Genomic DNA, 22,413 nt, shown 5'->3' with positions numbered 1-22,413 from the left:
CATAACAATGAAAGATGATTATATTTTAATCGTGGATGATGAATCACCAATCCGCGAGATGATTCACACCGCACTGGAAATGTCTGACTTTAGCTGTCAGCAGGCCGGTGATGCCAAACAGGCACACCAGATGATTGTAGACCAGCGTCCCTGCATTATCCTGCTGGACTGGATGCTGCCCGGCGGCACCAGTGGCGTGGATTTGTGCCGCCGCCTTAAGCGCGATGAAACACTGGCCGAAATTCCAGTGATCATGCTGACTGCACGGGGCGAGGAAGACCACAAGGTGCAGGGTCTGGATGCCGGTGCCGATGATTACATGACCAAGCCGTTTTCCACCCGCGAGCTGGTATCACGCATCAAGGCCGTATTGCGCCGCAGCAATGCACTGAACAATGAAAAATTGATTGAAGCCGAAGATTTACTGCTGGACCCGGTCAGTCAGCGTGTAAGCTATCAGGACAAAATCATTGATATTGGCCCTACCGAATACCGGCTGCTGGCATTTTTTATGACCCATCCGGAACGGGCCTATACCCGTGCGCAACTCTTGGATCAGGTGTGGGGCGGCAATGTGTATATTGAAGACCGTACCATTGATGTGCATATCCGTCGCCTGCGCAAGATTCTGGAACCGTATGGCGTAGAGCGTTTTGTGCAAACCGTGCGCGGTACAGGCTACCGTTTTTCCACCCGTACCGATCAATACACCTGATAGGCTATAGATCTTTATAATACCTTGCATAAGCAAGCGAATACCCTAGGGCCAGAACACATCCTGCATGAATCTTAAAAGCCTTAACTTCAAGCGTTTTAACCTGAAAAACCTGCCACCGCAACGTCTTCCCCTTAACACCCTGCCCATCTGGCGTGATCTGGTGAAAGACCTGCGGCTGTGTCTGGTTCTGCTTATTATTGCTGCCGTGATTGGCTTGCTGAGCCATGCGCTGTGGCCCTGTCTGGTGATTGCACTGGTGCTGTTTATTGGTTTGCAGTTTCGCGCGTTTTACCAGATTTATTACTGGATCCGTTTTCAGCCCGAGCAAAACCCGCCCGAGCTGTCTGGTGTGCTGGGCGAAATCCTGTATTTGCTGTATCGCTACCAGCGTCAGGAAAAGCAGGCCAAGACCGAGCTGATCAATACCATTGCCCGCGCACAAACCTCGATCTCTGCATTACAGGATGCTGTGGTACTGATTGACAGCAAGCAGCATCTGGAATGGTGGAATCCGGCTGCCGAACAAGTATTGGGCTTAAAAGCCGTGGATGTGCAGCGTCCGGTACTCAATATTATCCGGGACCCGGAATTTGCCCATTATTTTGAAAACCTGCATGACTATCCGAATGGAATCAAGCTGGATTCCTGGGTAAAACCGCAGCATTTTATCCAGTGTGAAGTGACCCCATTCGGTGACCATGAATTCTTGCTGCTGGCCTATGACATTACCCATTTGCACCGGCTGGAACAAATGCGCAAGGACTTTGTGGCCAATGTGTCGCATGAGCTGCGCACGCCATTAACGGTGATTAGTGGCTATCTGGAAATGCTCGGTGAGCAGCAGGATGTCAGTGCACGCTGGCAACGCGCCTTCAAGCAAATGCAGCAGCAAACCCGGCGCATGAATGCCTTGGTTAATGACTTGCTACTGCTGTCACGTCTGGAAAATGAGGAACTGACCAACAAGGATCAGGTAATCCACATGGCATCCCTGCTCAATGAATTGTTTGATGATGCGCAAGCCTATAACAGCGACTATGGCCATACCCTGAATCTGCATATTGAAAGCCATTGCAACCTGCTGGGATCAAAGCTGGAAATTGCCAGTGCCTTTAGCAACCTGATTACCAATGCTATTAAATACACCCCCAAGGGCGGCGTCATTCATATTGGCTGGTCGTCAGATCAGGAACATGGCTATTTTTATGTAGAAGACAACGGCATTGGTATTGAGGCCTATCATATTCCACGCCTCACCGAACGCTTTTACCGGGTGGATAGTGCGCGCAGCCGTGATTCTGGTGGCACAGGACTGGGGCTGGCAATTGTCAAGCACGTACTGGCGCAACATGAAGGCTATCTGGATATCCAGTCTAAAATCGGTCAGGGCACCATCTTTAAAGCAGTATTTGCCCAGTCCCGGCTGGTGGAATAAAACTGATCATTAACAACGTAAATCTTGTATAGGCAAGTGATTTAATCCTGTCTATAATTTTTGATATTAAAATAATGAGCACAATCATGCAGACACTTAAAAATACCCGGAATCAATGGATTGAAGCGTATTATTCAGGCAACCATGCATTGCTTGAGATGCTGGAAACTGATGAGTTTTTTGTTCAGGAAAACAATCACATGACTAACAACGATCTGCGTTATCAGCAGATTAAAAATTTAGTTAAACAGAGCAAATGGCAACCAGAACGCTTACTGGAAAAAGACCTGCAATTTTATCAACTCAGTGCTACAGAATACCATGTGACAGGAATAGTTTATTCAATGTCCATTCAAATCAGCATTGAAGAAAAATGGCAGCTTGAAAATGGCCAGTGGCGTGCGGCCTCTCTAATAATGACTGCTTGATCCTGCCTATAAGCGTTATTATCTGACCAATTATTCTAAAAAGAATTTGCATATTGCCAAGGAAACTATGTTCCTCTATAACTAAAATCAACACTCCAGAATTTTTGCGGTGAAGCCTTGCCATGACCGAAACCAGCCATGCCGTTCCCCAGCTTGCCCGCAGCCGTGCACTGGCCCAGATGGCCCTGATCATTGCTGCAAGCTGCTGGATTATTTTGCTGATTCTGGTGAAGTTTTTGCCGGACTATGCCTGGCTGCTGCATATTCTCATGCTGGCTGCTGAAGCTGGTGTGGTGGGTGGGCTTGCCGATTGGTATGCCATTACCGTGCTGTTCCGCAATCCGTTTGGCAAGATGCCGCTGCCGCGCCTGCTGCGTGAACACACCGAGATCATTCCGCGCAACAAGGCCCGCATTGCTGAATCCATGGGCCGTTTTGTGCAGGAAAACTTTTTGTCGCCGGACATTGTGCGTCAGTCGCTGCAACGTACCGATGTCACTTTAATGGCGGGTAACTGGCTTGCCCAGTCGGCCAATGCCCAGCAAATCACCGATTTGTTCCAGCAAACTGCCCCGCGCATTCTGGATTTCTTTGGGCAGGACACCATTAGCGAGTTCATGCAAAAAAATATCGTGCAATGGGCCAAAAATACCGACATGCATCACCTTAGTAGCGAGCTGATCCGTGCAGTACTGGAAAATGACTTCCATGAGGATGTGCTGCAACGCGGGCTGGATACGGCCCATGTCTGGGTAAAAAACAATCCGGAAAAAGCCCGGGCACTGGCCAGCCGCATGTTTAACGAGCTGGGTGTGGGCACACTGGCATGGGGTGCTGGCCTGATAGGCATTGACGTACAGCGCCGCATCATTAATGCCTTTATGCAAAAGGTAGAGCAAATTCTGGAAAACCCGGAACATCCGTTGCGCGTTGGGCTGGAACAGCAATCACAACAGCTGATGCTGGCCTTGCGTGACCCGGAATCACCCGCTGCGCAACAGCTCAACAGCACCAAGAATGCCCTGCTGGACAGCCCGGCGGTGGTGAACTTTTTAACCGGGGCAATTGTCATCTTACGCGATGCCATTAAGGGCGACTTGCAAAGTGAGCAGTCCGCCATTGCGCATAACCTGAAAACTGCCATTATCCGGCTGGGCAAAAACATTACAACCAGTCAGGACGTGCGTCAGGTGCTTAACCGCGAAATTGAAAAACTGGCAGTAACCTTTAGTACCGATTATGCCGACAAGGTCATCCGCTATATTAGCCAGCGCATCCATGAATGGGATTCACGCGAAATGATTGCCAAGATTGAAAGCGAAGTGGGTGGCGATTTGCACATGATCCGGGTGAATGGCGTGGTGGTGGGCGCATTCATTGGCCTGATTCTGGGAATAATCCGGGCGCTGGTTGAAAATATTCCGATGTAGAACCGTCATATTTAGCGTTAAAATGTGACAGTGTTCATCAAAATGATGATAATGCCTGCGCACGCATGGGCAATAATGCGTTCAGGTCAAAGCGGGCCAGCTGTTTTTATATTGTTTTTGATAAAAATTCGCTCATTTTCACAGCAACAATAATCAGGATTCACCTGCATGTTCCAGTCAATCATTGCTGATTTCCAGCAGCATTTGTGGCTTTACCTGTCCATTCCGTTTATCAGTGGCTTTATTGGTTATGTGACCAAGGTTATTGCCATTCAAATGATGTTTGCGCCGCTGGAATTCAAGGGAATCCGGCTGTTTGGCCTGCCGATTGGCTGGCAGGGCATTGTGCCGCGCAAGGCTGAAAAAATGGCCACTGTGGCGGTGGAGCTGATGACCAGCAAGCTGATCCGCCCTGAGGAGATTTTTGCACGGCTGGACCCCAAGCGCATTGCCAAGGAAATTGAACTGCCCATGATGGCGGCAGCAGCGGAAATTACCCGTGAAGTGGCACAGGAATACCAGCCGGGTCTGTGGGAAGGCATGCCGGAATTTGCCCGCAAGCGCCTGATCCGCCGGGTGCAGGCCAAGGCACCGGAAATTGTGGAACACATCATGACCGAAGTACAAAAAGATGTGGTGCATTATTTTGACATCAAGCACATGGTGATCAGCAATCTGCTCAAAGACAAACGCTTGCTCAATGATATTTTTAAAAAAGTGGGCAAGCAGGAATTTAAGTTTTTTAGCAATGCCGGGTTTTTCTTTGGTTTTGGCATTGGCGTGGTTCAAATGGTGTGCTGGGTGCTGTTCAAGCAACCGTGGATGCTGCCGGCCTTTGGTGGTTTTGTCGGTTTTTTTAGTGACTGGATTGCGCTGCAAATGATGTTTAGGCCGTTGCGCCCGAAAAAAATCATGGGCTTTACCATTCAGGGTTTGTTTATCAAGCGACAAAATGAAGTGGCTGCCGATTATGCTGCCCTCATTTCCAAGCAACTGCTGACCTCGCGCAACATGATGGAAGAGCTGTTTTCCGGTACGCACTCAGCGCGGGTGATTGAACTGGTGAGCCGCCATGTGAAACAGGAAATTGACTTACAGGCCGGCATTGTACGTCCGTTGGTGGTATATGCCATGGGCGGTGAAAAATACCAGCGCCTCAAGGAACAGGTGGCCACCCGCATTATGGCGCAATTGCCGGAAACCATGAAGCATGTGGAATCCTATGCCGAAGATGCCATGGATGTGCGCAACACGCTGGTGACCCGCATGCAGCAACTGACGCCGGAAGAGTTTGAAGGCATGTTGCGCCCGGCGTTCAAGGAAGATGAATGGTCACTGATTATTGTGGGCGCGGTACTGGGTTTTTTGATAGGCGAAATGCAGATTCATTTGATGCTGTAATGCTGTACCAAAATTGATCAGAGCTTTTTGATTTTGTAGTGCTGTGTTAAGCCAGCCTGATAGTTGGTTATAAAATAGTGATTTAGTAATGACTTAGGTTGGGTCAGCCTGTTATAACAGTTTTCATGATTCCTTAAACTGATCTTAGGCGTAATTATTCCGTGCCCAGCCGTCCCTTATCCATCCAGCACTTATCCTCGGTATCCACGCTCTGGAAACCATTTTTATTATTTCTGGTGCCGCTGCTGATCACCAATATCTTGCAGTCACTGTCTGGCACCATTAACACCATTTTTGTGGGACAGTTGCTGGGTGTCAATGCGGTGGCTGCGGTAGCCGTGTTTTTTCCCATCCTGTTTTTCCTGCTGTCTTTTGTGATTGGTCTCGCAGCAGGCGCCAGTGTGCTGATTGGTCAGGCGTGGGGCGCGCATGACGTCGAGAAAGTCAAGCAAATTACCGGCAATACACTGGCACTGGTGATGTCTCTGGGCATCGTGATTGCCATTGTTGGGGTCAGCTTTACCCATCAGGCGCTCAACCTGCTGGGCGTACCAGCGGAAATTATACCACTGGCGGCTGACTATTCACGCCTGATGCTGCTGGGTAGCCCGCTACTGTTTGTTTTTATCGTCTATACCTCACTGATGCGCGGCGTAGGTGATTCCATCACACCGATGATTACCATGGTACTGTCCATTATTGTCGGACTTGTTACCACGCCGGCCTTGATCAAGGGCTGGGTGGGCCTGCCGCAAATGGGCATTCAGGCGCCTGCCATTGCCACCATTGTGGGCTTTTTGGTCGTGCTGACGTATCTGTTTTTTTATATGCGCCATAAGCAGCATCCGCTGGCACCCGATGCGCAGCTGATTGCACATATTCGCTTTGACTGGCCAATTACCAAGCTGATCCTGCGCCTTGGCCTGCCCACCGCCCTGCAAATGGTCACCAGCTCTATTTCCGGCATTGTGATTATTGGACTGGTCAATCACTATGGCGCACAGGCTACAGCAGCCTACGGGGCCATCAATCAGGTCTTGAGCTATGTGCAGTTTCCAGCCATGTCCATTGCCATTGCTGGTTCTATTTTTGCGGCGCAAGCCATTGGTGCCGGCAAGGATGAAGCCCTGAATTGTGTGACCCGTACCGCACTCATCATGAATCTGGCCTTTACTGGCGTGCTGATTGTACTGGCTTATGTGTTTTCACGGCATCTGATGGCTTTGTTTATTACCGATCCCAGTGTGATTGAACTGGGCCAGCAACTGCTGCACATTGTGCTATGGAGCATTTTACTATTTGGTGCCGGTTCGATTTTTGCAGGCATCATGCGCGCCAGTGGTACTGTCTTGCTACCCATGCTGATTAGCGTGGGTTGTATTGTACTGGTTGAATTGCCTTGCGCGGTGCTGTTTAGCCACTGGTATGGCTTGCAGGGTATCTGGTTTGCCTATGCGCTGGCGTTTACCCTGATGTGCATCCTGCAAACCGGGTTTTATCGGTTGGTGTGGAAGAAAAAAACCGTGCAGCGCTTGATTTAAAGCCTGGATTTCCCCATTTATTTTTAAACAAATGCATTGTTTTGGGATTTTTGCGCTTTGCCATGCTGAAAATTTCAACAAAGCAGGACGAAATGCGCATTTTCTGGCAAACTAGGCGACTTTATTGCGACCGCTTATTTGTGATATGAAGTTGCTTCATTTGCATGCCTTGCCTGCCGATATGCAGTTGCCGCCCACGGCAATTACCATTGGCAACTTTGATGGTGTCCATCTGGGACATCAGGCAATGCTGCACACGCTAAAACAGCGCGCGCAGGCGGATGGCCTCAAGACACTGGTGATGCTGTTTGAACCGCAGCCGCTGGAATTTTTCAAGGGCAGCGATGCCCCGCCCCGCATTACCTCCTCGCGTGAAAAAATTGAACTGCTGCGTGCTCAGGGCATTGATTATGTGCTGATTGCCCGCTTTGATCAGGCCTTTCGTTCGCTCACTGCGCGCCAGTTTGCCGACCTGCTGAAATTCCAGCTTAATGGCATGGCACTGGTTTTGGGTGATGATTTCCGCTTTGGTTGTGACCGTGCTGGCGACAGTGATTTTTTGCGTGCTTATGGTTTTCCCATTGATAATCTGGAAACGGTGCTGGTGCATGGCGAACGGGTGAGTTCTACCCGGATTCGCAATTGCCTGTTACAGGGTGATTTCAAGGCTGCAGCACAACTGCTGGGCCGGCCGTATAGCATTACCGGGCGGATTCAGTATGGTGACCAGATTGGCCGTACCATTGATTTTCCCACGATTAATGTAGCCTTGAAACGGCTGACACCTTGCCTGCATGGCATTTATGTGGCCGAGGTACAAACCATTTATGAGCCGTCGTTACCAGAACGGGTGGCGCAGCAACACCATGGCCAGCCATCGGGTTTAAATGGCATTGCCGGCTACCAGCCCAACAGTATTCTGGGTGCGGCGCATGTGGGAACGCGGCCTGCCATTGCACAGGAAAAACCGGAATGGCGGCTGGAAGTGCACTTCCCGGATTTAAGCGCCAACCTGTATGGCCTGCTGGTGCGAGTGACTTTTTTGCATTATTTGCATGGTGAAAAAAATTATTCCTCACTGGAAGCGCTCAAGGCTGGAATTTTGCAGGACGTCAATGACGTGCGTGCCTTTCGCCAGCAATATTCTGACAGTGATGCTTCCGACAGTGACGCTTTAAGTTTTCTGATGATTTAACCTGTTTTCATTGCCAGTGGGTCGTCCTGCTGGCCTAAAGGATGATGTGACTGATGAGCAACCCGACTAAAGACAGCAGCCAGACTACCGAAGGGGTCGATTATAAAAGTACCCTGAATCTGCCGGACACTGCCTTTGCCATGAAGGCCAATCTGGCCACCCGTGAAGCCCAGTGGCTGGATGAATGGCAGGCTGATGGCCTGTATCAGCAAATTCGTGCTGCGCGTGCCGGTCAAACCAAATACATCCTGCATGATGGCCCGCCGTATGCCAATGGTTCCATTCATCTGGGTCATGCCGTGAATAAGGTGCTCAAGGACATTATTGTCAAAAGTCGCACTTTGTCCGGTTTTGATGCGCCGTATGTACCGGGCTGGGATTGTCATGGTTTGCCGATTGAACTTAAAGTTGAAGAAAAAGTGGGCAAGGTTGGTGACAAAGTCGATGCCAGAACCTTTCGCAAATTATGCCGCGACTATGCCGCCAGTCAGGTGGCTATCCAGCGCAAGGACTTTGAACGCCTAGGCGTGCTGGGCGACTGGGATAATCCCTACCTGACCATGAACTTTAAGCAGGAAGCCGATATTGTCCGCGCCCTGGGCAAGATTGTGGCGGCAGGCCATGTACAGGCCGGTTTAAAACCCGTCAACTGGTGTCTGGACTGTGGCTCTGCACTGGCTGAAGCTGAAGTAGAATACGAAAATAAAAAATCCGATGCCATTGATGTCGGCTTTGGCGTGGTTGACCTTGCCGATTTAAGCCAGCGCGTGGGTGTTACGGTTGATGTACCGACTGATATCGTCATCTGGACGACAACACCATGGACACTGCCTGCCAATCAGGCGGTTGCCCTGCATCCAGACATTGACTACCAACTGGTTAAAGTCAGCAACGATACGGGTGAACAGGCTCTGATTCTGGCCAAGGATTTAGTGCCATCGGCCTGCGAGCGCTACCAACTTTCAAGCCCAAAAATAATGGCTGAATTTAAAGGTGCCGTACTGGAAAAACTGGTGTTGCAACATCCATTAATTGCCGAGCGTCAGGTGCCGGTCATTTTGGGTGAGCATGTCACCGCTGCCAGTGGTACTGGTGCCGTGCATACTGCGCCGGGGCATGGCGTGGACGACTACAAGGTTGGCCTGCAATACAATCTGGCGGTGGACAACCCGGTTGGCAGCAACGGGGTGTATTTACCCACTGCACCGATTTTTGCCGGGCAGCATATTTATAAAGCCAATCCGCAAATCATTGATAACCTGAAAACCATTGGAAAGCTGATGGCGCATCAGCCCATCCAGCACAGCTATCCGCATTGCTGGCGGCATAAAACGCCAATTATTTTCCGGGCTACACCACAATGGTTTATCAGCATGGAGCAGCGCGGCCTGCGTGAGCAAGCCATGGCAGCCATTCAGGATGTGCAATGGATTCCGGACTGGGGCAAAAACCGGATTGAAGCCATGGTAGATGGCCGTCCGGACTGGTGTATTTCCCGTCAGCGCACCTGGGGTGTGCCGATTCCGTTTTTTGTGCATAAAGACAGCAATGAACTTCATCCGCGTACCAGTGAACTGATTGAACAGGTTGCCCAGCTCATTGAGCAGGAGGGCGTTGAAGCCTGGTTTTCACTGGATAAAACCAGCCTGCTGGGTAGTGACAGCGATCAATACAATGCCATCAAGGATACGCTGGATGTGTGGTTTGATTCTGGCACTACGCATTATGCCGTGCTGGAACAGCGGGACGATTTACAGTCACCTGCCGACCTGTATCTGGAAGGCTCCGACCAGCATCGCGGCTGGTTTCAGTCGTCCCTGCTGACCTCCATTGCCATTAACCAGCGCGCGCCATTTAAAAATGTGCTCACGCATGGTTTTACCGTGGATGAAAACGGCCGCAAGCTGTCCAAATCGCTGGGTAACTACATTCCGCTGGAAGACATCATCAAGCAGCTGGGCGCTGATGGCCTGCGCCTGTATGTGGCATCCAGTGATTACCGCTACGAGATTGCCGCCAGTAAGGAAATCTTTAGCCGGGTGAGTGACAGCTATCGCCGCATTCGCAATACCCTGCGCTTTTTGCTGGCCAACCTGAACGGCTTTAAACCCAGTACCGATCTGGTGCCGGTGGATCAGCTCATTGCACTGGATCAATATATTATCCAGCGCGCCAGCGATGTGCAAAACAGCATTATTGCCGCCTATAACGATATGAACTTCCATGTGGTGTGCAGCCAGCTCACTGGTTTTTGTATTAATGATCTAGGCGGTTTTTATCTGGATATTATCAAGGATCGCCAGTACACCACCAAAACCGATTCCCATGCACGCCGCTCGGCGCAAACTGCGCTGTATCATCTGGTACAGGCCTTTGTACGCTGGATGAGTCCAATCCTGAGCTTTACTTCGCAGGAAGCGTGGCCACTGATTCCAGAGCAATCGGAAAAATATGTGTTTACTGCCGAATGGTATGACTTGCCACAAGCCACTGGTACGAATCTGATTAGTTCCGAAAACTGGCAGGCCCTGCTGAGTGTGAAATCAGCGGTCAACAAGCAAATTGAAGCAGCACGTAACGCCAAGCTGGTGGGCAGTAATTTATCGGCTCAGGTTGACCTGTGGGCAAATGACACGCTGTACCCCATCCTAAACCAGCTGGGTAATGAACTGCGCTTTGTACTGATTACCAGTCAGGTGAACCTGCATTCATTCGATAAAAATCAGGGCGAAGCCACCGAGGTCGAAGGCTTACACGTTAAAATTTCTCCAGCAGCAGGCACCAAGTGCGCGCGCTGCTGGCATGTGTTACCGGATGTTGGCAGTCACGCCGAGCATTCAACCATTTGCGGACGCTGCATTATCAATGTGGTCGGTCAGGGTGAGGAGCGCCAATATGCCTAATCACCAGTCTACCGCTCATCCATTCCGCTTGCACAACCTGTGGTGGCTACTGCTGGCGCTGGTTTCCATTGTGCTGGACCAGTACACCAAGCATCTGGCCAGTACCCAGCTCACTTTTGCCGAGCCAGTGCCTGTTTTGCCTTTTTTAAACTGGACACTGCTGCATAACTATGGCGCAGCATTTAGTTTCCTGTCAGATGCCGGCGGCTGGCAGCGTTATTTCTTCACTGGGCTGGCCGCACTGGTGTCCATTGCATTTACCATCTGGCTCATGCGCATGCCAACCCGGCTAAAAGTGCTGCCGCTAGCAATTGCCCTGATTCTGGGCGGCGCACTAGGCAACCTGATTGACCGGGTTACGCTGGGCTATGTGGTGGATTTTATTCATGTGTATTACCAAAACCATCATTTCCCGGCGTTTAACATTGCCGACAGTTCCATCACACTGGGCACCATCCTGCTGATTATTGATACGTTTTTTCTGGAAAAGTACCGGATTCAACAGGCAACAGCACAGGCCGCCTCCAATGGCGCTGATACCTCTAAGGCTCAGGAGTAACGCATGACTGATTCAAACCATCCTGCTGGCACATCGCAGTTTGTTAATCCCAATGAAGATACCCGTATTGGTGAAGGCAGCAAGGTTGAATTGCATTTTTCAGTGGCGCTGGAAAATGGCATTGAACTGGACAACACCCGCATCCGGCCAGAACCTGTGAGCCTGACCATTGGCGATGGCAATTTGCTGCCCGGTTTTGAAAACGCGCTGCTGGGCCTGCGTGCGGGTGACCGCCGTACCGTGCACCTGCCGCCGGAAGATGCCTTTGGGCCGTGGAACCCGGACAATGTGCAAACCTTTGATACCGTCAAGTTTGCCGAGCGTCCGCAAGTCGATCAAATGATTGAATTTGAGGACAAAAGCAAGTCTACACTGCCCGGCGTGGTGAAATCAGTTAATGATGACATCACTGAAATTGACTTTAACCATCCGCTGGCGGGTCGCAATGTGGTGTTTGAAGTGGAAATCATCCGGGTCACACCAGCAGGACAATCCGGCTTATCCATTTTGTCCAGCAATGCCAGTAAACCATCCTAAAGCAATGCAGGCAATCTAGGGCAAAAAAGCATCTTTTGCCCTGATGAAAAAACACCCCGGCAATCATAGCGGGGTGTTTTTTTGTGGCGAGGATTTATTCGCCTTAAAAATAATAACCAATCGAAATATACAGCAGCTTTTTCCAGTCGGCATCGGCGCTGCCCTGCGCATAGCTGTTGGCATCACCACCCACCATGGCGTCATTCTTGGCAATCATATATTCAGCAAAAATACCCATTGGCCCATAATTAAATCCAATCCCGGAAATCAGCCGCTGTGACGTGGCAAAACCTTTTGGCTGCTTGTCCATCACGCTATAGTTTAAATAGGGCTTGATATTGCTAAACTTACCATACGGCCTGGCAAAGCTATAGGACAGCTCGGCACTGTAATAATCATAATCATTGGCCAGATTGTAGCTATAGTCAAAGGCACCAAATGTACTGATGTCCGGTATTTGCATGTCCTGATTGTCCAGACGATGCTGCCCGGCTACCAGGGTGGTATTCCACTGTTTCCAGTTGCTACTGCTAAACACATTCCAGGCATTACGGTCACCGGACTGGCCATTTTGCTGATTTTCCAGTATTGAATGCCAGTACGATGCACCTACAGTATGATTAAGTTGCGCATTTTGCTTAAACTGATGGCTAACCCGGCCAATCAGCATGTTTTTTTCTTCAATATTGGTGCCGTTGGCAAGGTCATCAGCCTGGGCCAAATTAGCGCTAAAGCGGCTGGCATCATTGCTTTGACCAATATAATTACCGCCATCCTGCGGGTAAAAACCCAGTGACAACTCGTTGCCAGAGGTCTTGTACTGGTACTTGATACCCGGATTATGCGTGTCTTCCAGCCCCAGATTATAAGCCGTGCCTTCGTAATAGGTACTGCCCCAATACTGACCCGGGCCAAAAGGAACTGGCATCATGCCAATACTTAATTGCTGCTGTGGATCAAGCTGGTAACCCACCCATGCATCCACCAGCATGCTCAAATCACAGAGTTCTTCCGTACGGTAGCAGCGATAATCGGCATAAGCCAGCCAGGTGGGCGAGCTATAATTAATCACCAGCTTGCTGTCTGCAAACTCCAGCTTGCTCTTGTCAGTCTGGGCAAAATCCTGATACTGGTATTTGGCACGAATTGCCCCGCCAATCTCCAGCTTGCCCGGCCCATCCATCGCCACCTCAACCGCATGCCCAGCCTGACTGGCCAGCCATAGCGGTAAACAGACCAACAGCGAAATTACACTTTGCTTTTGCTTCACCACACACCTATCGCGTTAATCGCCGCAGCAAGTCAGATCATGACTCTTATGCAGCATCAGAATTGGCAATAAAAAAGGCTTAGAATTTTGTTCCAAGCCTTATTTCAAAGCGCGCAATCATACGCAAAGTGCAGTAGGCAGCCTAGCCGAATTAATTAGACTTTAGTCTAAGCCGCCCTGACCTGTCAGTCATTCTGGCAAGATATTCAGGCAGGCAGACTGTCCAGAAACACGCGGAAATCCTGTGCCACCCGGATGGTGGTTTGCTTGGCCGAAGGATTCAAATAGGTCAGGTTAATAAAGCCATGACCATGACTTTCTACCCGGTCCAGAATCACCCGGTTGCCCAGTTCACGCATGCGATGTGCATAGGCTTCGCCTTCGTCACACAGCACATCATAGGCAGCACTCACCACCAGTGCTGGCGGCAGATTGGTCATATCGCCCAGCATTGGTGTCACCAGTGGGTCCTGTAGCGTCAAGTCACTCAGTCCCACATAAGCATAATTGGCTTCTTCAATATCCAGATCGCTTAAGAACAAGCCCTGGGTAAAGGCTTTACGTGACTGGTACTCATTCACCAGATCAACCACCGGATAAAACAATAGCTGCGCGGCAGGTGCGTCAGGCGTTCCTTTGGTTTGCTGGCTCACTACCGCAGACAGGTTACCGCCAGCACTATCACCGCCCACACAAATGCGAGCCGGATCAGCGCCCAGTTCAGCTGCATGGGCTTTGGCCCATTTCAATGCTGCAATACAATCATCCACTGCCGCTGGCGCTGGATATTCCGGTGCCAGACGGTAATCAATGCTCAGCACCTGCATGCGGCCATGGTGGCACAGCAAGCGACAGGCTTCATCATGAGTATCCAGATCACCGACCACAAAACCACCGCCATGATAAAACACCAGCAATGGCGCGCCCTGATGCTGTTCAGGAAGATAATGGCGTACATTTAACTTGCCAGCAGGCCCATCAATCTGGAAATTCTTAACCTGGGCCACTTCTGTGGGCTTTCCAGCAATCGACAGCATTTCACGGCGAAAATGGCGACGGCTTTTCACTGCATCGCGTGTAACCAGACTGCCACCACCTTCCAGCTGGCGGAATGCCAGCAACAGGCGAATGTGGGGATCAAGGCCTGCGTATTCATACTGATAGCCCATTAAGCGGGCCAGACGCAACTGCATAGGCGCTGGCAGATGTGCCAATAAGCGTGCTGCATCTCCGCGTGCCTTGCCACCTGCATTAGAAACCTGGCGACGAATTGTTTTTACGACAGACATTATTGCTTCCTGAAACGTCAACTGCCGTTATATTGAACTGCCCAGTTCATTTTGACAAGATTTAGACAATAAATATTGTCAGTTTTTCCCATAAAAAAACCGCAATTCCAGTCAGAACCACGGTTTTTTAGCACCTGAATAAATCAGGTCATTTTCATCGCCAAGCCAATAGGCCTAGTCAATAGACTCAATCAATATCGCTTAAATTCACACCCAGACGTAGGGAAACTTCTTCATACGCCTCCACCACACTGCCAAGCCCCTGACGGAAACGGTCTTTATCCAGTTTTTTCTTGGTGTCCTTGTCCCACAGGCGGCAACCATCCGGTGAAAATTCATCACCCAGAATCACGCGGTCATGGAATACGCCAAACTCCAGCTTAAAATCCACCAGCAGCATATTGCCGGCATCAAACAGCTTGCTTAGCACCTCATTCACCTGATAAGTGAGTGCCTTCATCTGCTTTAACTGGTCTTCAGTGGCCCAGCCCATGGTCACTGACAGTGACTCATTCACCATCGGATCACCCAGCGCATCATCCTTATAGAACAGCTCAAAGGTAGGCGGGGTCAGTGCTGTCCCTTCTTCAATACCCAGACGACGGCACAGGCTACCGGCTGCATAATTGCGGATGACACATTCAACCGGAATCATTTTTAAACGCTTGACCAGCACTTCATTGCTGGATAGCAGTTTTTCAAAGTGGGTTTCAATTCCGGCTTCCTGCAACTTTTGCATGATAAATGCATTGAAGCGGTTGTTGACCTTACCCTTGCGTGCCAGTTGTTCAACTTTTTTACCGTCAAAGGCAGAGGTATCGTCACGAAACACCAGAATTAAATGATCAGCATCTTCGGTTTCATAAACTGATTTTGCTTTACCCGTATAAAGTAAGGATTGCTTTTCCATTACAGGACCTTTTAAAAAGAGATTACCGCGTTAGGCCGGCCAATTTTGGTTAAGTTGAACAAGCACATCAGACGCCAGATTTTTGTCAATCAGCGCATTTTTTTCATCCTGCACGGTAATCGTGGTGATGGTACCGGCACGGTTCAGACGTAGATAAACAGTTTGGTTATTGGTTTTAATAGAAACCCAGCCTGCACTCTGGTTACGGTCAACCACTGTGATATTGACCACACTTAAAGTTGCTGCCAGCAGATCCCATATCCGGTTGGCATCACCTTCAATCTTTAATAGCGGATAACCATTGCCATCGGTCACCAGTGCAGGACGCGATGGCGCACCAATGCCCACACTGGCATTATCTGCATTCACGACGCCGCTGTTTTGTGGACGGGGCATTTCAAACCGGTTGCCTTTCTTGTTGGCAAAGTCTGGTGCAGATTGCATGGCAGCAGGGCTAATGGCAGGAGCCGGATAGATAGCAGTCATTGGACGGGTTTCACCAGCAGGCAACTGCAAGGGCGGCAATACGGTTGCCTCTTTATAGGCCAGCGAATGATTGTCAACGCTAAAGCGGCTACAGCCCGGGGTAACAGCCAGGGTTAGCAGTGATAAACCCAATACAAGCCCAACGCGATACAGCATGGTTAATCCTCAAATAAGGGCGTGTTAGCGCACAATAACACCACTGTCCAACAATGCCTGATGAACCTGTGGCTGATAAGACTCTGCCAGAACAGTGAGTGGCAGACGAATTCCGGTGCCAATCAGGCCCATATCACTTAACGCCCATTTTACCGGAATTGGATTCGATTCACAGAATAATATCTGATGCAACACGGCAATGCTGTTATTAAGTTGTTCAGCTTGTTCAGCTTGTTCACGATTTCCTACTTTTGCAGCTTCGCAAACCTGACTCATCACACCTGGCGCCACATTTGCAGTTACCGAAATATTGCCCTGTGCCCCCAGCAATATCAGGCGATAGGCTGTGGCATCATCACCGGAATACACGGCAATTTTCTGGTCTAGGCGATTAATCAGATCATGGCCACGATTCAGGTCACCAGTGGCATCCTTAATCCCGACAATGCGGTCTACATCAGCCAAGCGGATTACGGTGTCATTATGCATGTCCACACCAGTACGGCCAGGAACATTATATAAAATCTGCGGCAGGTCTACTGCTTCGGCAACCGCCTTATAATGCTGGTACAGGCCTTCCTGCGTGGGTTTATTATAATAGGGTGTAACCAGCAGGGCTGCATCAGCACCCAGTTTCCGGGCAGTTTCGGTCAGCTCAATGGCTTCACGGGTTGAATTGGCGCCAGTGCCTGCAATGATTGGAATACGGCCTGCTGCTGCCTTAATGACAGCCTCAATCACTTGGGCATGTTCTTCAACATCCAGCGTGGCGGATTCACCCGTGGTTCCTACCGCGACAATACTGTGTGTTCCCTGCTCAATGTGCCACTCGACGAGCTTCTTCAACGCGTCCCAGTCCACGCTACCATCGTTATGCATTGGCGTGACCAATGCGACAATTGAGCCATGAATGGAGGTTGCCTGTTGCGTCATTTTTTTATATATCCTGTATCGCCATCAAGCACTAACACGATAAAAATAGTGAATGGATGGGGTGATTAAACATGAGTGATCAAACATGCAAATGGTAAAAAACCCACGGGCTAAACACAAGTTAAATTCACTTTAGTTTAGAACAATAACCATCAGCATAAAGTGCAAAAAACAATACAAAAAGGCCAGAACATCGTCTGGCCTTTAGCTGTGGAATTTTGGCACCACATAAAATCTGGAGCGGGAAACGAGACTCGAACTCGCGACCCCAACCTTGGCAAGGTTGTGCTCTACCAACTGAGCTATTCCCGCGTAGGCCGCTATCTTAACCTGTAATGAAGCTGAGTCAAGCATTTTCAGATTTTTTCACTGCAAATGGCGTTTTTATAGTCAAACCTATCAATAATTCATCTATTTTAAAGAGAATTTGTGATTTACCTACAAAAACCCTATGGAATCCCCTGCTGATTTGGTTTTATGTTAACCCCAAGATTTAAAACAGCAATCTGGTCAGTATCCTGGCTAAAAACAGATCCAATTATCATGCGTTTTGCCAGCCGCCTGCCAGCTCACACTAAAAATAGCCCATTGTAGAGGATTCTTCCGTGCGTATTTTAACTTTACTTAGCTTATCGGCTGCCATTGCCCTGTCTGGTTGTGCCAGCTCCACCATGAATAGTGCCACAGGCGTTGACCGTCGCCAGCTGTTGCTAGTGTCCAGTGATGAAATTAACCAGACTGCTGCACAGGGCTATCAGCAAGTACTGACCGAAGCACGGCAAAAAGGGGTATTAAATCCTAATCCTGCCCAGCTACAGCGAGTACAGCGCATTGCCAATCGTTTGATCCCACAGGTCAATGTCTACCGGCCAGATGCACGCACCTGGAACTGGCAGGTTAATACCATCAAGAGCAATGAGCTGAATGCCTATTGTGCACCCGGTGGCAAGATCATGTTCTATACTGGCATCATTGACCGTCTAAAATTAACCGATGATGAAATTGCAGCAATTATGGGTCATGAAATGGCGCATGCCTTGCGTGAACATGGACGTGAGCGTGCTTCGCGTAGCAGTGCCACCCAGCTTGGCTTGAGTGTGCTGGCTTCAGCAGTGGGCCTGACTGAAGGACAAACCCAGCTTGCGGGTATGGCCACCCAACTTGGTCTTGACCTGCCTTTTAGCCGCAGTCAGGAAAGCGAAGCCGACTCACTGGGGCTCGAACTCATGGCACGGGCAGGCTATAATCCTCAGGCTGCGGTTACCCTGTGGAACAAGATGTCAGCCGCCAGTCAGGGTGAGCCGCCCCAATTTTTGAGTACTCACCCCGGGTCGCAAACCCGTATTCGTACCATTCAAACGCTATTGCCCAAAGTCATGCCGCTTTATCAGCAGGCACGACGCTAGTGATAGCATTGCGGCAATAGTCAGCATACTTAAGGTGAAACCATGAGTTTCACCTTATTTTTTCTGCCAGCCTATCCTTAAAACGTATTTATCAGCTATTAAGACTTTAAGGATGCAGTGGCTGCATATGATTGCCGACGCGTTTAGGATTTGCGCCATAGCGATTGGGTGCAGGCGTGCTATCTACACACATCATCACAATTAAGGCCACGACTCCAACCACTGGAATCAATGCCAGCAGCATCCACCAGCCACTACGGCCAGTGTCATGTAGGCGCCGTACAGCTACGGCAATACCCGGAATAAGTACAACCAGCATATATAAGCTGCTTAGCATGAAATTACCCGGGCCGAATACCACTGCATCCATAATGCTCAGTAGCACTGCAATCATTAAATTAATAAAGGCAAACATCCAGTATTCATGCCGTCTGGCTCTGCCCTTGAAGTTGGCGTAATTATCCTTAACCACTTTGAGATACCAGTTCATCACCCACCTCTCGTGTTTCTTTGTCAGTATTTCACTGTTGTTATCGTCATTATTCTTTTGATAGCGGTTACAGTGAAACGCTTGTGCTCAAAAAACCTTCACCTGGCCAGCTTATTTATTTAAAACTGGTTAAAAAATATATAGCGCACTTTAAGGTATTCAACAATGAGTTTTTATGCCATGGGTTGCTTGATAAATCAGAATATATTTATCACTCAGTGATAAAAACAGAAAAGCATGAATTATATTTTCAAAGGTTATTGAATCTTAAAATTTTTTTAATAATTTTCCCGTCAAAAAACTGGCTTGAAGGCCTGATCTTGTTATCATATTGGCGATATGATAACCTAAAAACAACAAAAATTGCCGGTACGGCAGATAACAGATTGAGTCTTCGCCATGACATTTTTAGCGTCAGCACCTGCGTTTGCCAATCGTCCACTGGGTTCAGGAGAACTGTTATGGTGGCGAATGAGTCAGGCTGCATCCAATACCGGGGTGGTTATCGCCCAGATTGATGGATCAATTGATCCGTTCAGACTACAACAGGCCATTCGGCATGTTAGCTATATTTTCCCTATGCTGCGCGCCCAGATTATTGAGCAGTCACCGCCCAGTTTTCATTTTCCACAGGTAGTGGACATTCCCCTTATTCGTATTAAGCGCGAGTCAGATCAGCACTGGCACAGTGTAGCAGAACAACAGGTGAATCAGCCTATTAACCAGCCTGCCAAGCCTTTATGCCATTTTGTACTAGTGCATGGTCACAATACCTCAGAGCTACTATTTTCGTTTAATCATGCGCTGATGGATGGCTTGTCGGTAGACACCATGATTAGTGAGATTCTGCATTGCTATTCAGGCTCTCCCACTTATCTGCAACCGCGTGCACCATTGCCACCCTATGATGAGTTATTGGAAGACGGCAGTTTATGGCATTCCATCCGCCATAACCTGAAGACCATTGGCAAACTGTTACGTCCGCAGGCTGTGGCACAATTTTCTGTTCCGACCCTAGCCCCATTCCAAAAAACTCAAACCTGTTTTCAGGAACACTGGCTGGACGCAGCGCTCACCCAAAGACTGGTTCATGCCTGCAAGACCAAACAAAGCAGCATGCATGGCTTGCTAAGCAGTGCCCTATTGTTAACGGCTGCCGAGTTTATTAATGACTCTGACAGCAAGCCCATTTTGCTGAGTACGGCCATTAGTGTATTACCCAAGCTTAAACAACCGTGCCATCAGGAAGTGGGTTATTTTGCCTCTGCCATTGACGGGATGTTTCAGGTAACGCCCGCGGCTGATATCTGGCAAATTAGCCAACTGGTTAATCAGGACTTTAAGCAGAAGCTGTCACGTGAACACATTGCTTTTGGCTTGTGGCTTCGCCGCCTAATCATGTCCCTTAAAAAACAGCCTCAGCAACTGCTTGAGATTATTAACAAGAATTCGCGCAATAGTGTTCACTTTACCAATATGGGCCGGGTGAATTATCAGCAGCAGTATGGTGAACTTACCCTACAGCGCTTTATCAACCTACCTAGCTTGAATTATCTGGATAAGCCGTTGATTTGCCTGGCAACCACTACATTTGCAGGACGGGTACAACTTACCTTTTCATACAATGTGCCAGCCTTGCAACCCGCCCTGATTAAAACATTTATCCAGCGCTACTTAGCCAACCTGAATACTGCCTTGCCTGAACAGGCAACCATTACTTTAAAGCTTGATGAGATATCAACATGACCGCTGCTTTTAATCCAACACTAGATCAGCTTGACAGTATCGACAGCCACGATTTTATTACGGTTTTTAGTCCTAAAACGTCCTGTAGTACAGCCACACTAATTCATATCTTGCAGGCTAACCGGCATTATTTTATTGAAAAAATCGCCCAGCGCGGTGTGCTGTTATTTCGTGGATTTACGCCGTGCAGCACCGAAGAATTTCATCAGCTGGTTACACAGGGATTAGGCTTAGAACCGTGGAACTCATTTAACAATAATAATATGCCTGCTTTTATTGCCAGCTGGCTGCGTAAATATAGTGAAGGCTTATTGGGCGCTGGCGACTATCGCCGCTATCTGGACAAAAATACCGTGCAACTTGGCCCGGTTGAGTCATCAATCCAAGGACCCCATGTAGAAGGTGGGGTACGTTCTGAACGCTCGCGCTATTTGGCACTCTGCTGTTTTGAGCCTGCGCCATACCTAGCGGAAACAGGCATGGTCGATTTGGGTCAGGTTTATCGGGAACTGCCCAGTAAGATACAGGAAAAATACTATAAGGCATGGAACCGTTTTTATTATATCTCACAACGCAAGGTCGGGTTAGTAGACAAAATCCTGCTGAAACGCAGCCCATTTACCATGCTGGTCCGCCCGGATGGCAAAGCACACTTGGCTTTGACACCTTGTCCAGCAGTTTGCCGCGTTCCTGAAACTGGCGAGCTTTGTATTCAGCCTTGGGCTTTTGCTAAAAATACCAATGAAATTTCGCATGCAGCAGCAGTTCAAGCTTTTCCAAATCGAGGAAAAATCAATAAAGATTCAACCGCTGATGGGATGAATCTAACCTGGGAATTATGTGATGCCAAAGGCCATAGCCTAGACTGGAGTACAACTGAACAGCGCCAGCTTTTCGATAATATTTTCAACAAGGCTTATTTAATGAACTGGCAAAAAGGCGATATTGCTTTAGTGGATAATATCAAGATTGGCCACTGGCGCATGAATGGTGAACAGGGCAATCGTAAGCTGGTACAGATTCAGGCCAATGCATTTGATGCCAGTCAGTTTCGGGCTTAAGCGTTATTTATATTTTTCCAGTCTGATGCACAGCCTGCTCTTTGTAAAGCGGGCTTTTTAATGACGATTTATAGCTCGTTGAAAGCACAGCCAGATTACCTCTAAAGGCGAGGCTTGCTGAGAGTATATTTTTAGGCATAAAGAAACCCCCATCAGTTTAACTGATGGGGGTTGAATAATGAGCTGTGAGTGGCAGTGCCACGCAAGTCCTGTAGGTCACGACCCCTAAATAAAAAAGGGGATCAGTCTTGAACTGATCCCCTTAGGAATAATGAGCTGGCGATGCCCTACTCTCACATGGCGAATGCCACACTACCATTGGCGCAACGTGGTTTCACTTCTGAGTTCGGGAAGGGATCAGGTGGTTCACACGTGCTATGGTCGCCAGCACAACTGGTTGGTCTTTGATCTTATGGTCAAAGTACCCAATGCTGTACTTAAAGACTAGCTTTAAGATTTAGTCATGAATCAATGGAGTCTGATATTTGTCACTAGTATCTTGAATCAAGCATAAGGTTT

At 48.9% G+C, this 22,413-nt stretch carries 19 protein-coding genes, 1 tRNA gene and 1 rRNA gene; 13 read left to right on the top strand and 8 right to left on the bottom strand.

Annotated features, from left to right (window positions below; genetic code table 11):
- The first annotated feature begins 7 nt into the window (after positions 1 to 7).
- The 10 genes from phoB (at position 8) to Q337_RS0111110 (ending at position 12,147) form a co-directional block, all read left to right on the top strand.
- Positions 8 to 715, top strand: coding sequence for a phosphate regulon transcriptional regulator PhoB (gene phoB / locus Q337_RS0111155; protein WP_026471653.1), 708 nt, complete (start codon positions 8 to 10; stop codon positions 713 to 715).
- Positions 716 to 782: 67 nt separating this feature from the next.
- Positions 783 to 2,153 carry a phosphate regulon sensor histidine kinase PhoR gene (phoR, locus tag Q337_RS17560; RefSeq protein WP_051526821.1) on the top strand — a complete coding sequence of 457 codons (1,371 nt, stop codon included), beginning with the start codon at positions 783 to 785 and terminating at the stop codon, positions 2,151 to 2,153.
- A gap of 86 nt (positions 2,154 to 2,239) precedes the next feature.
- Positions 2,240 to 2,581, top strand: a complete 342-nt coding sequence (locus Q337_RS0111145) for a hypothetical protein (protein ID WP_026471652.1) — start codon at positions 2,240 to 2,242, stop codon at positions 2,579 to 2,581.
- A gap of 122 nt (positions 2,582 to 2,703) precedes the next feature.
- Positions 2,704 to 4,011, top strand: a complete 1,308-nt coding sequence (locus Q337_RS0111140; protein WP_026471651.1) for a DUF445 domain-containing protein — start codon at positions 2,704 to 2,706, stop codon at positions 4,009 to 4,011.
- 180 nt (positions 4,012 to 4,191) lie between these two features.
- On the top strand, positions 4,192 to 5,412 hold the full coding sequence (locus Q337_RS0111135; protein ID WP_211253613.1) for a DUF445 domain-containing protein: 1,221 nt from the start codon (positions 4,192 to 4,194) through the stop codon (positions 5,410 to 5,412).
- Positions 5,413 to 5,573: 161 nt separating this feature from the next.
- Positions 5,574 to 6,953 carry an MATE family efflux transporter gene (locus tag Q337_RS0111130; protein WP_051526820.1) on the top strand — a complete coding sequence of 460 codons (1,380 nt, stop codon included), beginning with the start codon at positions 5,574 to 5,576 and terminating at the stop codon, positions 6,951 to 6,953.
- Between the two features lie 145 nt (positions 6,954 to 7,098).
- A complete protein-coding gene (gene ribF, locus Q337_RS17555) occupies positions 7,099 to 8,148 on the top strand; it encodes a bifunctional riboflavin kinase/FMN adenylyltransferase (RefSeq protein WP_051526819.1) in 1,050 nt (349 codons plus the stop codon).
- A gap of 53 nt (positions 8,149 to 8,201) precedes the next feature.
- Complete coding sequence (gene ileS, locus Q337_RS0111120; RefSeq protein ID WP_034280149.1) at positions 8,202 to 11,051, top strand: isoleucine--tRNA ligase; 2,850 nt, start codon at positions 8,202 to 8,204, stop codon at positions 11,049 to 11,051.
- On the top strand, positions 11,044 to 11,610 hold the full coding sequence (gene lspA / locus Q337_RS17550) for a signal peptidase II (protein ID WP_051526818.1): 567 nt from the start codon (positions 11,044 to 11,046) through the stop codon (positions 11,608 to 11,610). The genes ileS and lspA overlap by 8 nt, the downstream gene beginning before the upstream one ends.
- Positions 11,611 to 11,613: 3 nt before the next feature.
- Positions 11,614 to 12,147 (top strand): FKBP-type peptidyl-prolyl cis-trans isomerase, encoded by a 534-nt coding sequence (locus tag Q337_RS0111110; protein WP_026471647.1) that lies wholly within the window; start codon positions 11,614 to 11,616, stop codon positions 12,145 to 12,147.
- 103 nt (positions 12,148 to 12,250) lie between these two features.
- On the opposite strand, the gene Q337_RS0111105 is transcribed toward Q337_RS0111110, so the two are convergent.
- From Q337_RS0111105 to Q337_RS0111080, 6 genes are all read right to left on the bottom strand, one after another.
- Positions 12,251 to 13,417 (bottom strand): hypothetical protein, encoded by a 1,167-nt coding sequence (locus tag Q337_RS0111105; protein ID WP_034280146.1) that lies wholly within the window; start codon positions 13,415 to 13,417, stop codon positions 12,251 to 12,253.
- Between the two features lie 206 nt (positions 13,418 to 13,623).
- Positions 13,624 to 14,706 (bottom strand): alpha/beta hydrolase, encoded by a 1,083-nt coding sequence (locus Q337_RS0111100; RefSeq protein ID WP_034280144.1) that lies wholly within the window; start codon positions 14,704 to 14,706, stop codon positions 13,624 to 13,626.
- Between the two features lie 187 nt (positions 14,707 to 14,893).
- Positions 14,894 to 15,616: a phosphoribosylaminoimidazolesuccinocarboxamide synthase gene (gene purC / locus Q337_RS0111095; protein ID WP_026471644.1), complete on the bottom strand. Its 723-nt coding sequence runs from the start codon at positions 15,614 to 15,616 to the stop codon at positions 14,894 to 14,896.
- A gap of 30 nt (positions 15,617 to 15,646) precedes the next feature.
- On the bottom strand, positions 15,647 to 16,258 hold the full coding sequence (bamC, locus tag Q337_RS0111090; protein ID WP_026471643.1) for an outer membrane protein assembly factor BamC: 612 nt from the start codon (positions 16,256 to 16,258) through the stop codon (positions 15,647 to 15,649).
- A gap of 24 nt (positions 16,259 to 16,282) precedes the next feature.
- Positions 16,283 to 17,191, bottom strand: a complete 909-nt coding sequence (gene dapA, locus Q337_RS0111085; RefSeq protein ID WP_026471642.1) for a 4-hydroxy-tetrahydrodipicolinate synthase — start codon at positions 17,189 to 17,191, stop codon at positions 16,283 to 16,285.
- Between the two features lie 236 nt (positions 17,192 to 17,427).
- A tRNA-Gly gene (locus tag Q337_RS0111080) sits at positions 17,428 to 17,503 on the bottom strand.
- A 293-nt stretch (positions 17,504 to 17,796) separates the two neighbouring features.
- Between Q337_RS0111080 and Q337_RS0111075 the strand changes: the two genes are divergently transcribed.
- Complete coding sequence (locus tag Q337_RS0111075; RefSeq protein ID WP_026471641.1) at positions 17,797 to 18,597, top strand: M48 family metallopeptidase; 801 nt, start codon at positions 17,797 to 17,799, stop codon at positions 18,595 to 18,597.
- 106 nt (positions 18,598 to 18,703) lie between these two features.
- Here the strand turns inward: Q337_RS0111075 and Q337_RS17545 are convergent, their stop codons facing one another.
- Complete coding sequence (locus Q337_RS17545; protein ID WP_034280136.1) at positions 18,704 to 19,087, bottom strand: DUF805 domain-containing protein; 384 nt, start codon at positions 19,085 to 19,087, stop codon at positions 18,704 to 18,706.
- 399 nt (positions 19,088 to 19,486) lie between these two features.
- On the opposite strand from Q337_RS17545, the gene Q337_RS0111060 reads away from it, so the two are divergent.
- Both Q337_RS0111060 and Q337_RS0111055 read left to right on the top strand, forming a co-directional pair.
- The gene (locus Q337_RS0111060; RefSeq protein WP_084494812.1) at positions 19,487 to 20,833 is read left to right on the top strand and encodes a condensation domain-containing protein; all 1,347 of its coding nucleotides are present in this window, start codon (positions 19,487 to 19,489) and stop codon (positions 20,831 to 20,833) included.
- Entirely contained in the window at positions 20,830 to 21,894 is a 1,065-nt protein-coding gene (locus Q337_RS0111055) for a TauD/TfdA family dioxygenase (protein ID WP_051526817.1), read from the top strand. Before Q337_RS0111060 ends, Q337_RS0111055 begins: the two co-directional genes overlap by 4 nt.
- A 274-nt stretch (positions 21,895 to 22,168) precedes the next feature.
- Here the strand turns inward: Q337_RS0111055 and rrf are convergent.
- Positions 22,169 to 22,283: ribosomal RNA gene (rrf, locus tag Q337_RS0111050) — 5S ribosomal RNA — on the bottom strand.
- Positions 22,284 to 22,413 lie beyond the last annotated feature (130 nt).

The organism is Alkanindiges illinoisensis DSM 15370 (assembly GCF_000619845.1).
GTDB classification, from domain to species: Bacteria; Pseudomonadota; Gammaproteobacteria; order Pseudomonadales; family Moraxellaceae; genus Alkanindiges; species Alkanindiges illinoisensis.
Note: the sequence above shows the minus strand (reverse complement) of the source record. Positions and strands in the feature narration are given on the sequence as shown.

Bases quoted from the DNA above. Each gene is read 5' to 3' on its own strand.
- ileS (WP_034280149.1), top strand. From the start codon at position 8,202: ATGAGCAACCCGACTAAAGACAGCAGCCAGACTACCGAAGGGGTCGAT.
- Q337_RS17545 (WP_034280136.1), bottom strand. From the start codon at position 19,087: ATGAACTGGTATCTCAAAGTGGTTAAGGATAATTACGCCAACTTCAAG.
- Q337_RS0111145 (WP_026471652.1), top strand. From the start codon at position 2,240: ATGCAGACACTTAAAAATACCCGGAATCAATGGATTGAAGCGTATTAT.
- Q337_RS0111110 (WP_026471647.1), top strand. From the start codon at position 11,614: ATGACTGATTCAAACCATCCTGCTGGCACATCGCAGTTTGTTAATCCC.
- Q337_RS0111100 (WP_034280144.1), bottom strand. From the start codon at position 14,706: ATGTCTGTCGTAAAAACAATTCGTCGCCAGGTTTCTAATGCAGGTGGC.
- phoB (WP_026471653.1), top strand. From the start codon at position 8: ATGAAAGATGATTATATTTTAATCGTGGATGATGAATCACCAATCCGC.
- ribF (WP_051526819.1), top strand. From the start codon at position 7,099: ATGAAGTTGCTTCATTTGCATGCCTTGCCTGCCGATATGCAGTTGCCG.
- purC (WP_026471644.1), bottom strand. From the start codon at position 15,616: ATGGAAAAGCAATCCTTACTTTATACGGGTAAAGCAAAATCAGTTTAT.
- Q337_RS0111055 (WP_051526817.1), top strand. From the start codon at position 20,830: ATGACCGCTGCTTTTAATCCAACACTAGATCAGCTTGACAGTATCGAC.
- lspA (WP_051526818.1), top strand. From the start codon at position 11,044: ATGCCTAATCACCAGTCTACCGCTCATCCATTCCGCTTGCACAACCTG.
- bamC (WP_026471643.1), bottom strand. From the start codon at position 16,258: ATGCTGTATCGCGTTGGGCTTGTATTGGGTTTATCACTGCTAACCCTG.
- phoR (WP_051526821.1), top strand. From the start codon at position 783: ATGAATCTTAAAAGCCTTAACTTCAAGCGTTTTAACCTGAAAAACCTG.
- Q337_RS0111140 (WP_026471651.1), top strand. From the start codon at position 2,704: ATGACCGAAACCAGCCATGCCGTTCCCCAGCTTGCCCGCAGCCGTGCA.
- dapA (WP_026471642.1), bottom strand. From the start codon at position 17,191: ATGACGCAACAGGCAACCTCCATTCATGGCTCAATTGTCGCATTGGTC.
- Q337_RS0111060 (WP_084494812.1), top strand. From the start codon at position 19,487: ATGACATTTTTAGCGTCAGCACCTGCGTTTGCCAATCGTCCACTGGGT.